This is a genomic window from Neoroseomonas soli (assembly GCF_018129065.1).
Lineage (GTDB): Bacteria > Pseudomonadota > Alphaproteobacteria > Acetobacterales > Acetobacteraceae > Neoroseomonas > Neoroseomonas soli.
On record NZ_JAAEDM010000054.1, the window covers coordinates 21063 to 34552 of the forward strand.

The following is a 13490-nucleotide window of genomic DNA, read 5'->3' on the forward strand; positions in this document are numbered from 1 at the left end:
CATGATTCCCCTGCTGTCGGGCCTTCGCGTCCTCGACCTCACCTCCGTCATCTACGGTCCGCTGATCGGCCAGGTGCTCGGCGACTTCGGCGCCGACGTCATCAAGGTGGAAAGCCCTGAGGGCGACCTCGCGCGGGGCATCCAGCCGCGCGGCCCGCAGGGCGACAGCGCCATGTTCGTCTGCAACAACCGCAACAAGCGCAGCATCGTGCTCGACCTCAAGACCGCGGGCGGGCGGGAGGTCTTCACGCGCCTGCTGCGCTGGGCCGAGGTCTTCGTCCACAACATGCGCCCCGCGGCGATCGACCGCCTGGGCTTCGGCTTCGCGCCGGTCGCGGCGATCAACCCGGAGATCATCTACTGCGCCGCCGTCGGCTTCGGCAGCGGCGGGCGCTACGCCGGGCGCCCGGCCTTCGACGACGTGATCCAGGCCGCCGGCGGCATCGCCGCATTGCCGTCCTATCGCGGGCAGGACCCCGCCTATGTGCCGGGGGTGATGGCTGACAAGGTGGCGGCGCTGACCGCGACCTATGGCGTGATGGCGGCGATCGCCGCGCGCGGCCGCGGCATGAAGGGCCCGATCGAGGTCGAGGCCGCGATGTTCGAAGCCGTCGCCGCCTTCGTGCTGAACGAGCACCTGGCCGCCGCCGCCTTCGGCGGCCCGCCCGAATCCGCCGGCTACCATCGCATGTTCGCCGCCGACCGCCGGCCCTACCGCACGCTCGATGGCTGGATCGCCGCGCTGCCCTACACCGAGCAGCAATGGCGCCGCCTGCTGGAATTCACGGGGCGCGAGGACGTGCTCGAGGCGCCGTGGTTCTCGGACCCCGGTGAACGCAGCGCACACATCGCGGAACTCTACACCGTGCTGGCCGAGGAGATGGCGCGCCGCAGCACCGACGACTGGCTGCGCGCGCTGCAGGAACTCGACATCCCGCATGCGCGGGTGAACCGGCTCGAGGACCTGCTGCGCGACCCGCACCTGCAGGACGTGGACTTCTTTGCGCCGAACGGCAGCGGCCTGGCACGGTCGGCGCGGCAGCCCGTGCGCTTCCCGTCGCTGCCCGACCAGCCCGACCGGCCCGCGCCTGCGCTCGGCGCGGATGGGCAGGACGTGCTCGCGATGCTGGGCTACGACGCGGCCGGCGTCGCGGCGCTGCGCGGCGCGGCCGCGTTCGGCTGATGCCCTGCCGGGCGCGACGTTGGACGCAGGCTCGTCGCACAGCAGGCACGCCGCGCGAACACCGGGCGCGCGAAGGATGGTCTCTCCTGCGCCCGGCCGATCGTCAGGCGCTGCCCGGCAGCGCCCGATACGGCAGCGGCGCGAAGCGCGTCCCGTGCATCGCGATATCCTTCCACACCGCCCCGGTGGTGTAGGGATCCTCCGCGATCCACGCGCGCGCCGCCGCGTCCGTCGCGTGGCGGGACACCACGATGGACCCGCGCATGGCGCCGGCCTCGTTGAGGATCGCCCCGCCCAGCGCCAGGGTGCCGTCGGTGGCCATCGGCGCAACGCGCGCGATGTGCGCGGGCCGCGCCGCCGCCCGGCGTGCCGGCGCCTCCGCGTCGGTGCCGTCCAGGGCAATGGTCACGGTATGGGTCCGCGTGGCGGAGATCGCATCGCCCGGCTGCGGCAGGCGGTGATAGGGCAACGGCGCGATGCGGAAGGGGTGCACCTCCCACTTCGCCCAGACGCCTTCGGCGGCGAAGGGCTCCTCGGCCAGGTAGGCGTCGAGCCCGGCCTTGTCCGGCACCTCCAGCACCATCAGCGAGCCCGCGGGCTGCCAGTCCGGCGTGAACAGCGGCACGCCGAGCGCCAGCCTCCCGTCCTGCGCCCAGCGCGTGATGACCGCGAGGTGCCGGTCGCGCACCGCCATCCGGCGTGCGGGGTCCGGCCCGTCCCAGGCGATGATGGCGTAGCCCATGATGCTTCCTGCCCTTCCGTGCCTGCGCAGACTGCCACGGCGCGGCGCGGCGCGTCAGGGGGAACGGCGGCACCTGCCCCGCGATGGCAGCGAAGGGGGAACCCGCGCCGCGGATTCCCCCCTCGATGCGTCAGTACATGTGCTGCCCGCCGTTGATCGACAGCGTCGATCCGGTGATGAAGTCCGCGTCGTCGGCGGTCAGGAAGACCACGCCCCGTGCGATGTCATAGGCGCGCCCGAGCCGGCCCATCGGGATCTTGGCGACGATCTTCTCGAGCACGTCGGGCGGCACGGCGCGCACCATCTCCGTGTCCACATAGCCGGGGGCGATGGCGTTCACCGTGATCTGGCTGCGCGCGCCTTCCTGCGCCAGCGCCTTGGTGAAGCCATGGATGCCGGACTTGGCGGCGGCGTAGTTCACCTGGCCGTACTGCCCGGCCTGGCCGTTGATGGAGCCGATGTTGACGATGCGCCCGAACTTGCGCGCCGTCATGCCGTCCCACACCAGCTTGCAGGTGTTGTAGCAGGAGCCGAGGTTGGTATCGATCACCGCGTCCCACATCTCGCGCGACAGGCGCTTCATGGTGGCGTCGCGGGTGATGCCGGCGTTGTTCACCAGCACCTCGACGGGGCCGACCTCACTCTCGATCCGCTTCAGCGCCTCGGTGCAGGAGTCGTAGTTGCCGACGTCGAACTTGTAGCAGGGGATGCCGGTGCGCTTGGTGAAGGCCTCCGCGGCGGCATCGTTGCCGGCGTAGGAGGCGACGACCTTGCGGCCGGCCGCCTGCAGCGCCTCGCTGATCGCGGCGCCGATGCCGCGCTGGCCTCCGGTGACGAGTGCGACGCGTGCCATGCCTGTTCTCTCCCTATTCCGGTGGTCGGCCACTGGCGTTTACGGGCCGGGGACAAGATCCGTCCTTGAGTCGGATCAAAACCCGCCGCGCGCCGGCGCGCCAGCGGGAAATGCGATGGGCGTCGCGCGGGAGGCGCGCGCCATCAGCCCGGGGTGGCGCCGGAGGCACGGACCACCGGCGCCCAGGCCGCGATCTCCGCGCGCACGAAGGCCTGCGCGTCGTCGAGGAAGAGCGTGCCCGGCTGCGTCGCCGTCTCGGCGTAGCGGCGCGCGACCTGGGGCGCTGCCATCGCTTCCCGTATCGCGGCCGCGAGACGCTCCTGCAACGCGCGCGGCGTGCCGGCCGGCGCGGCGATGCCGGCCCAGCCATCGGCGATGATATCGGGGAAGCCGCTCTCGATCAGGGTCGGGATGTCGGGGAAGTCGGCGATCCGCTCCCGCGTCGTGAAGGCGAGCGCCCGCAGGCTGCCCGCGCGGATATACGCCGAGGCCGCCGTCAGGCTGTCCATCACCGAGGGCACCACGCCCGCGATCGCGTCGGTCGCCGCCTGCGAGCCGCCACGATAGGGGATGTGCTGCAACTCGAACCCCGCCGCCTGCGCCATGCGCAGCCCGACCAGGTGCGGCACCGAGCCGATGCCGCTGGTCGCGAAGGCGACGCCCGGCGGCCGCTTCGCCGCGGCGACGAAGTCCGCCACGCTGCGCATCGGCGTCTGCGGGTTGACGAGCAGCAGGTAAGGCGTGCCGAGGATGGTGGCGATATGCGCGAAGTCGCGGTCCGCATCCCACTGGATGCGGTCGCGGTAGAGCGTGTTGCCCACCGCCATGCCCGAGATGGTGGAGATCAGCAGCGTCGTCCCGTCCGGCGCCGCCCGCGCGACGAGGCCGGTGCCGAGCGTCGCGCCGGCGCCCGGCCGGTTCTCGACGATCACCACCGTGCCGAGGCGGCGGCCCATCTCCTCGGCGATCAACCGGGCGATGATGTCCGTGGTGCCGCCGGTGGCGAAGGGTACGATCAGCCGCACCGGGCCGGGGTAGGGCTGCGCCAGCGCGGGCGCCGAAAGCAGCGCCGGGGCGGCGAGAAGCAGGTGGCGGCGCAGCATTGGGGGGGCTCCGGCAGCGTGGTCCGGGCAGGGTAGCGCAGGATGCATGCGGCCGGAACGTCCGGCGCTGGCGCCGGCGCCGCCGGGTTGCTAAAGTCCATCCATGGCAGCGCAGCGGCGCATCGCGGGGCGAATTACCGGCACGGCCGACTGAGGCTGCGCCCCGGGGCGGGCGCGCCTTGCGGCCGCGTCGTCCGATCCGCCCCTTCCCGAACTGCCGGAAGCACCGCTGCCATGTCCGATCCCGACCTTCTCCTCCCCGCGCGCTTCGTCGTCCTCGCCGAGGCGTCGCCGGGCCTGCTCTCCCGTCTGCTGCAACCGCTCGCCAAGCGCGACCTGGTGCCCGACCTGGTCCTCGCGCGGCGGGAGGGCGATGTGATGCGCGTCGAGATCGCGCTCGATGCCATGCCGGCCGGCATGGTCCACCTCGTGGCCGGGAATCTCGGCCAGGTGGTGGGCGTGACGGAGGTGCGCGGCGGGGCCGAGGCGCGCCGCGCCGCCTGACGCCGCTCGCATGCGGCTGGAACCAGCCATGTGCGTGAGGAGACTTGCTCAAACGTCGGGAGGGCGGGTTCCGCCCATGTAGCGACCGCGCCGGAGGCACGATCCCGAAGCGCCGCGGACTTCGCGGACAGGACACCGGAACCGGCGCCGTTCGAACCCGCTCGCGGGCGATCGGACCAGGCCGCTCTCGCGAGCATCGCCACCCGATCGGGCGCTTCCATCTCAGCGGGATCCGCGCCGGCCACGCGTGACTGTCCGAGGCGTCACCGCCCCGGCTGCGGCACGACCCGATAGAGGCGGGCGAAGCCTTCGACCGCGACGAGTTCGAGGCCGGCGGGCAGTGCCGCCTCCGTCATCCCGGGCGCGTCGAGCACCAGCACATGGCCGAATCTGTGCCGCCAGCCCTGCAGCAGGGGCAAGGCGGGCGCCGCCGAGAGGGCGGCCAAAGGCGGCGGGCCGGCGGCGGGCAGGGTCAGCGCGCGCCAGGGCTCGCGCAGCCGCAGCGGCTGCTTGCCCGCGAAGGCGAAGATGCCCGGGACGAAGGCGTCGCGCAGCACCACGGCGCGCAGCCCGTAGTGCACGTGCAGCGGCCAGAGCCCCGCCAAACGCGGACCCGTCGATGCCTGCCCCTGACCCGGGCCGTGCCCTTCGACCGGCAGCAGGGTGGCGCCTCGCGGCAGCGCGGCCAGGGCGCGCTCCACCGCCGCGATGTCGCGCGCGCCGGCGCGCCAGTCGTGCAGCGTCCAGGCGCTGCGCCCGATCGCGAACGCCAGCAGCCCGAACACGACCAGGCGCTCCGCCCGTGCCGGCAGGGTGGCGCCCGGCCGCAGCCCGACGAGCGCGGCGAGCATGCCCGCACAGGCCAGGCGGATCTCGATCTGCTCGGTGTCGCCGATGGTCGAGGGCAGCACCAGGCCACCGAGGAAAAGCGCCGCGGCCAGCGCGCCGAGCCCGGCATGGAAGCGGATCCAGCCACCACGCAGTCCGATGAGGCACAGCGCCAGCGTCAGCAGCGCCAGCGCCATGCCGGCGGCGAGGTCGTAGGTCACGAAGGGCGCGAGCAGCCCGGCCGCCTTCAACGCCGGCTGGTAGGTCCAGTGCCAGCGCGAGGCGGCACCTTGCGCGGCATCCCCCGGCAGGGTCGGGGCGAGCAGCAGGAAAATGCCGAGCCCGATCACCGCCGGGCCGGCCGCCGCCACGACGCGCCGTGTCGCCGCCCCCCATTCGCGCCACCCCGGCCATACCGGGCCCAGCGCGGTCGCCCCCGCCAGTGCGATGAGAAAGGCGGCGCCGAAGAGATGGACCACCGCGATCGCCAGGCTCGCCGCGCCGAGCAGGAGCGCAGGCGCCGGGCCGTGGTGTCGCAACGCCGCATGCCCGGCGGCGGCGAGCAGCGCCAGGCCGACCGCGATCTGGTGGTTCAGGAAGCCGGCGGCGAGGGGCAGGGTCCAGGCGAAGAGAGGCGTCGCCAACATCGCCACATGCCAGCGCCCGGCCACCACGCGCCCGAGCGCCAGCGCACCCAGCACCGGCAGCAGCAGCGCGAAAAGGATGCCGATCCGCCCGACCGCCTCGGCACCGAAGGCCGGGCCGAAGGCGAGGGCGAGGAGGTCGATGCCGATATTCGTCGCCGCGCGCGACCAGTCCACGACATAGACGGCATCGAGCGGGGGCCGCGCCGCCTGGCCCGCGATCAGCGAGAGACGCGCGAGATGGTTCGGATAGTCGAGCAGCGGCGGCAACGGCACCGCCAGGGGCGGCACGAGCATCGCTGCGATCGCCAACGCGAGCGCTGCGGGCAGGAGGCGCTGCTCGGCGCCGGACGGGTGATCGCTGCCTGCCATGCGCGGCAACCTGCCATGGCGCCGGCGCGGGCGGAAGCAGGTGTCCTGCGGCGCCGCTGCTGCGAACCCCGCCGCTGGCGGTCTTCCCGACGGCGATGGCGCGCACCACGAGCCTCCGGTTCACTCTGCTGCCGGGAACCGACAGTAGCGATCGGGCCCATGGGACCGTTTCCGCCGATCCGGAAATCGCTTCAGCCGCGGGCGGCGCACGCCACGCTCTTTCCGATGGCGGAGTACTGCGGCCTCGGCTAAGGGGACAGCCTGTTCCAGGCTGAAAGGCCGTTCCGCCGCGCGCCGATGACCAGCAGTCACTTTTCCACGCTCGCCACGCCGCCCTGCCGACAGTTCGAGGCATGGTGCGGCTGGTTCGATCCGGTCTTCGACGTCGCCCCTCCCACGGATGGCCTCTCCGCGGGCTTCGAGGGGGAGATCACGGTCTGGTCCCTTGGGCAGGCCGCCATCGGTCGCGTCAGGGCGCCGCGCCTGCATGCGCTGAGGGGCGCGCACAACATCCGGCGCGAGCCGGTGGACCACTGGAACGTCGTCGTTGGCGGCCGGGACACCAGGCTCACCCGGGCCGGCGGCGCGGTGACCATCCCCGCGCGCACGCCCTTCGTCGTGTCCCTGGGTGAAGTGATGGAGAGCGAGCGGGAGGCGGATGAGCGCCTGCAACTCTACCTGCCGCGAGACCACTTCGCCTGCCTGGCGCCGATCCTGGACCGCGCGCGCGGCGTGCCGCTGAACGGCGCCGCCGGCCGGCTGCTGGCCGGATACCTCCACCTGCTCGAGCATTCCCTGCCGGAACTCCCACCCGAGGACCTGCCGCGCCTCGCGGAGGCGATCCGCGCCATGGTCGGCGCCTGCATCTCCCCGGCGGTCGCGGGCTCGGAACTCGCTGCCGCGCAGATGGGCGCGACGCAGCTCGAGCAGGTCCGGCAGGCCATCCGCCGGCGGCTGTCCAGCGCGACGCTGAACGCCGCCGCGCTGTGTCGCGAGGTCGGCATGTCGCGCAGCCAGCTCTACCGGCTGCTCGAAGGCGAGGGCGGCGTCGCGCGTTACATCCAGCGGCTCCGCCTGCAGGCGAGCTACACGGCGCTGTCGGACGTCGGCGACACGCGCTCCGTCGCGGTCATCGCGGAATCCTGCGGCTTCTACGATCCTTCGACCTTCAGCCGATCCTTCCGGCGGGAATTCGGGATCTCGCCGTCGGACATGCGGATTGCGTCCAGGGCCGGCGCAGCGCCGGCCGCCGTCTTCGGCCCGGTGATGGAAGCCGAGACGCGCACGCTGCGTTCCTGCCTGCACGGGATCTGACGGCCGGAGCGCGGCCCGGGCGGCGCCGGACTCGGGCTCGTGCCTGGACGCCCCCCTGTGGCCGCGCGCATCCTGCCGTCATGTGCCAGCCTTGCCCGGACCTTCAGCCGTGACGCCCCGCCCTGCCCGTCAGCGCGCCGACCTCGCCCTGGTCGAGCGCGGCCTGGTCGAGAGCCGCGCCAAGGCGCAGGCCCTGATCCTCGCGGGGAAGGTATTCTCGGGCGAGAGGCGCATCGACAAGGCCGGGGACCTGCTGGCCGAAGGCATCCCTCTCGAGGTCCGTGGTCAGGAGCATCCGTGGGTGAGCCGCGGGGGCATCAAGCTCGCGCATGCGCTGGCGCATTTCGGTCTGTCGCCCGCGGGGCGGACCGGGCTCGACATCGGCGCCTCCACCGGCGGCTTCACCGATGTGCTGCTGCAGAACGGCGCGGCGCGCGTCTATGCGGTGGATGTCGGGCACGGGCAGCTCGACTGGAAGCTGCGCAACGACCCGCGCGTGGTGGTGCTGGAACGCACCAATGCCCGCCACCTGGCGCCGGAGCAGGTGCCCGAGGCACCGGGTTGCGTCGTCTGCGATGCTTCCTTCATCGGGCTGCGCACGGTGCTGCCGGCGCCCCTCGCACTGGCCGCGCCCGGCGCCTGGGCGGTGGCGCTGATCAAGCCGCAGTTCGAGGCCGGGCCGGAGAAGGTCGGCAAGGGCGGCGTGGTGCGCGACCCGGCGGTGCATGAGGAAGTCTGCGCGACCATCCGCGCCTGGTGGGAAGCACTGCCCGGCTGGCGCGTGCTGGGCATCGAGCCGAGCCCGATCACCGGCCCCGAAGGGAACCGCGAATTCCTGATCGCCGCGGTGCGCGAGGGCTGAAGGGCGCGGGGGAGGCCACCCTCCCCCGCATCCGCCGTCAGCGCATCGGCAGGGCGTAGAGCAGCCCGCCATTGGTGTGCAGGTTGTTGGGCCCGCGCGGCAGGGCGACCGGCGTGTCCTCGCCCATGGTGCGTTCGTAGAGTTCGCCGTAGTTCCCGATCGCCCGGATGGCGTTGTAGGCCCAGGCCGCATCGAGCTTCAGCGACTGGCCGAGTTCCGGCGTCACGCCGAGCAGGCGCCGCGTGTTCGGGTTCACGGCGGTGCGGCGCGTTTCCTCCGCATTGGCGCGGGTGACGCCCTGTTCCTCCGCCTCGATGATGGCGTAGGTGTACCAGCGGACGATGTCGAACCAGTTGTCGTCGCCGCGGCGGACATAGGCGGCGTAGGGCTCCTTCGAGAAACGCTCCGGCAGGATGGTCCAGTCCCGCGGGTTGGGCATCGACGAGCGCACGCCGGCGAGCTGCGAGGCGTCGGTGCCGAAGCTGTCGCAGCGGCCGGCGGCGAGTGCCGCGGCGGCCTGGTCGGTGCGCTCGAAGACCACGGGCTGGAACTGCACGTTGATGGAGCGGAAGTAGTCCGCCGTCACCTGCTCGTTGGTCGTGCCCTGGATCAGGCAGATGGTCGCGCCGCCCATGTCGCGCACGCGCTGCACGCCCGAATTGGCGCGCACCATGAAGCCGTGGCCGTCGTAGAAATAGGCGGCGACGTGACGCAGGCCGAGCGTCGTGTCGCGCAGCATGGTCTGCGTCGAGGTGCGGAACAGCACATCCACCTCCCCCGCGCCGAGCGCGGTGAAGCGCGTCGAGGAGGAGAGCGGGATGAAGCGCACCTTGGCCGGGTCGTTGAAGATCGCCGCCGCCAGGCCGCGGCAGAGATCGATGTCGAGGCCCTGCCACACCCCGCGGCTGTCCGGCAGCGCGAAGCCGGCGACGCCGGTGTTGATGCCGCAGTTCAGGCTGCCGCGCGCGCGGACGGCATCGAGCGTCGGGCTCGGGATGTTCGTCTGCGCGCTGGCGGTGCCGGCAACTGTCGCGCACAGCGCCGCGAACGCGGCCACGAGGCCTCGCTTGATCATGGTGAAAACCTCTCCTGTTGTATGTCTCCCGCCGTGATCGTCGCCGCACGACAGGCGCGGTGTCAATGTTACGAAGTGTTCATGCGCGCGGATTCTACGGAAGGAGTTGCGGCATGAGTGATCGTTTCGCGCACTACCCGAGCCTGACGGGGCGCGCCGTGCTGGTGACCGGCGGCGCGAGCGGCATCGGCGCCGCCATCGTCGCGCGCTTCGCGGAGCAGGGCGCGCGTGTCGCCTTCCTCGATTTCGACGCGGAGGCCGGCATGCGCACGGCTGCGGCAACCGGCGCGGCGTTCCTGCCCTGCGACCTCCGTGACATCGCCGCCTTGCGTGCTGCCGTCGCCGAGGCCGGCTCGCGGCTGGGCGACATTACCGTGCTGGTGAACAATGCCGCGCGCGACGACCGCCACGCGCTGGACAGTGTCGAGCCCGACTACTGGGACGAACGCATGGCGACCAATCTGCGCCACCAGTTCTTCTGCGCGCAGGCCGTCGTGCCGATGATGCGGCGCGCCGGCGGCGGGTCGATCGTCAACCTCGGCTCCGTCTCCTGGATGAAGGCGCAGGGCGGCATGCCCGCCTACACCACCGCCAAGGCCGCGGTGCGGGGACTGACGCGCGGCCTGGCACGCGACCTCGGCCCCGACCGCATCCGCGTGAACGAGGTGGTGCCGGGCTGGGTCTATACCGAACGCCAGGTCGCCCTTTGGGTCACGCCGGAAGCGGAAGCCCGCAGCCAGGAAAAGCAATGCCTGAAGGGGCGGCTGCAGGCGGACGACATCGCGCGCATGGTGCTGTGGCTCGCTGCCGACGACAGCGCGATGGTGACGGCACAGCACTTCGTGGTGGACGCGGGCGGGTCGTGAGGGTGTCGCGCGGGGAGGGCTCTGCCCTCCCCGAACCCCACCCGCCAAAGGCCGAAAGGCCTCTGGACACCAGGTTACGATCGGGGATTGCGGGGGGGCATGGCACGCCGGCGGCGTTGGCGGCACCGGCGATGCCCCCCCCCCGCAATCCCCGATTGAATCTCATGGTTCCCAAAGGCCCTTCGGCCTTTGGCGGGGAGAGGTCCGGAGAGGGGCGGCGCCCCTCTCCGTGCGCGCCGTGTCAGGCCGCCGCCGCCTCCACGATCCGCCCGTCCTCCATCGCCACCACGCGGTCCGCGATGTCCAGGATGCGCGGGTCGTGCGTCACCATCAGGATCGGCGTGCCGCGGGACTTCGCCATGTCGCGCAGCAGGTGCGCGACCTCGCCGCCCGAGACCTTGTCCAGTGCCGCCGTCGGTTCGTCCGCCAGCACCAGCCCCGGCCCGGCGACGAGGGCGCGCGCGATGGCCACGCGCTGCCGCTGCCCACCCGAGAGTTTCGCCGGCAGCTTGTCCTCCTGCCCCGACAATCCGACCGCGGCGAGCATGGCGCCCGCACGCTCGAGCCGTTCGCGTTCGGAGATCGCGGCGTCGATCTCCAGCGCCATGGCGACGTTCTGCCGCGCGGTGAGGAAGCCGAGCAGGTTGTGGTTCTGGAAGATGAAGCCGATGGACCGGCGCAGGCGTACCCGCTCGCGCTCGTTCGCCCCCATCAGTTCCCGCCCGAGCACCTGGCACGAGCCTTCCTGCATCGCGCGCAGCGCGCCGATCAGCGTCAGCAGCGTGGTCTTGCCCGAGCCGGAAGGGCCGGTGAGCAACACCACCTCACCGGCATGGACCTGCAGCGCGATGTCGCGCAGCACCGGGCGGCGGAGCTCGCCCTCGCCATACGCGAAGGTGAGGCCGGCGATGCGGATGGGATCCATCAGAACATGTCCGCGGGGCTCGCGTCCCGCAGCTTCCGCATGGCGAGAAGCCCCGCCGCCGCGCACATGCCGAAGATCAGCGCGAAGACGGTCGCGGTGCGCTCGACCGTCATCGCCAGGGGCAGGAAGGTCGCCCCCGCGACCACGTCATAGAGCCAGGTGCACAGCGCCGCCCCCGGCAGGAAGCCGAGCACCGCCAGGATCAGCGCCGCCGCCATCACCACGCGCGCGAGGTAGCCGTCGGAATAGCCGATCGCCTTCAGCGTCGCGTATTCGCGCAGGTGGTTGGCGATGTCGGAGAACAGGATCTGGTAGACGATCACCATCCCGACGATCAGGCCCATGATGCTGCCGAAGCCGAAGATGAAGCCGATCGGCGTCGCGGTTTCCCAGTAGCGGCGTTCATGCGCGACGAGTTCCGCGTGCGTCAGCACCACGACATCGGGCGGCAGGATTTCCCGCAGGCGCCGCTGCGCGGCGGCGATGTCGGCGCCGGGTCGCAGGCGGATGGCGACGAGGTCGGTGTTGCTCGGCTGGCGCTCGCGCACCATGCGGCGGAAGTTCACCTCGCTCATCACCAGGTTGCCGTCGGCGCCGAAGGACGGGCCGATGGAGACGAGGCCGGCCAGTTCCACCATGCGGTTGCCGACCTGGACCTCGAAGGGGCCGCGCTCGGCGAACAGGCGCGCGACGTCGCCGAACTCGGGGCGTGACCGCGTATCGAAGCCGACCGCATCGATGCGACGCAGGGCGGGGGCGATGGCGTCGAGCCCTTCGAAATGCATCGCGCCCGCCTCGACGTCGAAGCCGATCATCTGGATCATGCGGCGGGACCCGTCCTCCGGGTTCCGCCAGGTGGCCTGGGTCAGATAGACGGGCACCGCCTGCGCGACCTCCGGCAAGGCCAGCGCCTGGTGCGCGCGGATGCGCGGCAGGGCTTCCGGCCGGAAGGACACGGTGGTCAGCGGGTTCATCAGGAAGAGCTCGGCCTCCATCGCGGCGAGCAGCCGCGTCGCGCTGTCGAACAGCGCGGAGCGGAAGCCGAGCTGCATGAAGACCAGCACGGCGGCGAACATCACGCCCATGATGGCCGAGAGCAGCCTGGCGCGCTCGGCGCGCAACTGCCGCCACGCGAGGCGCGCGGGCAGCAGGAAGGTCGCGATCGCCCCCGGGCCGCGCGGCACGGGCGGCACGGGCAGCGCGGGCGCGGGGCCGGCGGCGGGCGAGCCTTCCCCGGTCTTCTCGGGTGCCCAGGGCAGCAGGCCGGGCCTGGCGATGACGTTCATGGCCGGATCGCCACCTGCACCTGCATGTTGGAGCGTCGGCGCAGCGCTTCGCTGCCCGCCTCGTCGAGGGCGAGCCGCACCTCGACCGTGCGGCTGTCCACGGCGGCGACCGGGTCGGTATTGGCCTGGGTCTGGCGGCGGACGGTCCAGCCGATCTCCCGCACCGTCGCGGCGAAGCGGCGGGGCTCGCCCGGCACCACGATCTCGGCCTGCGCGCCAGGGCGCAGGCGCGGCAGGTCGGTCTCGTAGACATCGGCGACGATGTCCATCCGCGACAGGTCGCCGATCTCGAGCAGCCCGTCGCTGCCGACCTGGTCGCCCGGCCGCGCGATGATTCGCAGGATGGTGCCGGCGAAGGGCGCGCGCACGCGGGAGAGTTCGGCATCGGCGCGCGCCTTGGCGAGCGCGGCCCCGGCGGCGGCGAGGCGCGCCTCGGCCAGCGCGATGTCCTCGGGGCGGGAGGAGAGCAGGCCTTCGAGGTCGGCCTCCGCCTGCCGCCGCTCGGCGGTGAGGCGCACCGCGACGGTGCGGTTGCGGTCGGCCTGGGCTGCCGCGCCGGCACCTGTCGGCACCAGGCGTTCCGCGCGCTCGGCTTCCCGTGCCGCGAGATCCTCCTGCGCCACCAGGGCGGCGATGCGCGCGCGCTGGGCCTCGATCTCGGAAGGGCGTCCGGCGGCGCGGATGCGCGCGAGGCTCGCGCGGTATTCGGCGACCGCCGCCTCGGCCTGCGCCACGGCGGCATCCTTCTGCGCGGCGTCGGCGAATTCGGCGAGCAGCGCACCGGCTTCGACCCGGTCGCCCTCGGCCACCAGCAGGCGATCCAGCCGCGTCACCGCCATGCCGCCCGGCTGGTTGAGGCGGCGGATGCGGGAGGCCGGCTCCACGCGACCGAGCGCGCCGACACCGACCGGCCCGGCCGGCGCCGCGGTAACC

At 72.6% G+C, this 13490-nt stretch carries 13 protein-coding genes; 5 read left to right on the forward strand and 8 right to left on the reverse strand.

Going from position 1 to position 13490, the window contains the following annotated elements; genetic code table 11:
- Window position 1 precedes the first annotated feature (1 nt).
- Complete coding sequence (locus GXW76_RS17370; RefSeq protein ID WP_211863359.1) at window positions 2-1183, forward strand: CaiB/BaiF CoA transferase family protein; 1182 nt, start codon at window positions 2-4, stop codon at window positions 1181-1183.
- Between the two features lie 103 nt (window positions 1184-1286).
- Here GXW76_RS17370 and GXW76_RS17375 read toward each other — a convergent pair whose 3' ends face one another.
- From GXW76_RS17375 to GXW76_RS17385, 3 genes are all read right to left on the reverse strand, one after another.
- Window positions 1287-1925 carry a YciI family protein gene (locus tag GXW76_RS17375; RefSeq protein ID WP_246514467.1) on the reverse strand — a complete coding sequence of 213 codons (639 nt, stop codon included), beginning with the start codon at window positions 1923-1925 and terminating at the stop codon, window positions 1287-1289.
- Between the two features lie 130 nt (window positions 1926-2055).
- Window positions 2056-2778, reverse strand: a complete 723-nt coding sequence (gene phbB / locus GXW76_RS17380) for an acetoacetyl-CoA reductase (protein WP_211863360.1) — start codon at window positions 2776-2778, stop codon at window positions 2056-2058.
- Between the two features lie 143 nt (window positions 2779-2921).
- Window positions 2922-3881, reverse strand: coding sequence for a Bug family tripartite tricarboxylate transporter substrate binding protein (locus GXW76_RS17385; protein WP_211863361.1), 960 nt, complete (start codon window positions 3879-3881; stop codon window positions 2922-2924).
- A 234-nt stretch (window positions 3882-4115) separates the two neighbouring features.
- On the opposite strand from GXW76_RS17385, the gene GXW76_RS17390 reads away from it, so the two are divergent.
- Window positions 4116-4385, forward strand: coding sequence for a hypothetical protein (locus GXW76_RS17390; protein WP_211863362.1), 270 nt, complete (start codon window positions 4116-4118; stop codon window positions 4383-4385).
- Window positions 4386-4648: 263 nt separating this feature from the next.
- Here GXW76_RS17390 and GXW76_RS17395 read toward each other — a convergent pair whose 3' ends face one another.
- Window positions 4649-6229, reverse strand: coding sequence for a hypothetical protein (locus tag GXW76_RS17395; protein ID WP_211863363.1), 1581 nt, complete (start codon window positions 6227-6229; stop codon window positions 4649-4651).
- A 297-nt stretch (window positions 6230-6526) separates the two neighbouring features.
- On the opposite strand from GXW76_RS17395, the gene GXW76_RS17400 reads away from it, so the two are divergent.
- A complete protein-coding gene (locus tag GXW76_RS17400; RefSeq protein WP_211863364.1) occupies window positions 6527-7543 on the forward strand; it encodes a helix-turn-helix domain-containing protein in 1017 nt (338 codons plus the stop codon).
- A gap of 109 nt (window positions 7544-7652) precedes the next feature.
- The gene (locus GXW76_RS17405) at window positions 7653-8405 is read left to right on the forward strand and encodes a TlyA family RNA methyltransferase (RefSeq protein ID WP_211863365.1); all 753 of its coding nucleotides are present in this window, start codon (window positions 7653-7655) and stop codon (window positions 8403-8405) included.
- A gap of 37 nt (window positions 8406-8442) precedes the next feature.
- Here GXW76_RS17405 and GXW76_RS17410 read toward each other — a convergent pair whose 3' ends face one another.
- Window positions 8443-9480, reverse strand: a complete 1038-nt coding sequence (locus GXW76_RS17410; RefSeq protein WP_211863366.1) for an amino acid ABC transporter substrate-binding protein — start codon at window positions 9478-9480, stop codon at window positions 8443-8445.
- A gap of 113 nt (window positions 9481-9593) precedes the next feature.
- Between GXW76_RS17410 and GXW76_RS17415 the strand changes: the two genes are divergently transcribed.
- Window positions 9594-10346, forward strand: a complete 753-nt coding sequence (locus GXW76_RS17415; protein WP_211863367.1) for an SDR family NAD(P)-dependent oxidoreductase — start codon at window positions 9594-9596, stop codon at window positions 10344-10346.
- A gap of 241 nt (window positions 10347-10587) precedes the next feature.
- Here GXW76_RS17415 and GXW76_RS17420 read toward each other — a convergent pair whose 3' ends face one another.
- From GXW76_RS17420 to GXW76_RS17430, 3 genes are all read right to left on the reverse strand, one after another.
- Complete coding sequence (locus tag GXW76_RS17420; RefSeq protein WP_211863368.1) at window positions 10588-11271, reverse strand: ATP-binding cassette domain-containing protein; 684 nt, start codon at window positions 11269-11271, stop codon at window positions 10588-10590.
- Window positions 11271-12557, reverse strand: a complete 1287-nt coding sequence (gene devC, locus GXW76_RS17425; protein ID WP_211863369.1) for an ABC transporter permease DevC — start codon at window positions 12555-12557, stop codon at window positions 11271-11273. The genes GXW76_RS17420 and devC overlap by 1 nt, the downstream gene beginning before the upstream one ends.
- On the reverse strand, window positions 12554-13490 hold a 937-nt coding region (locus tag GXW76_RS17430; RefSeq protein ID WP_211863370.1), incomplete at its 5' end, for an efflux RND transporter periplasmic adaptor subunit. The genes GXW76_RS17430 and devC, both read right to left, overlap by 4 nt.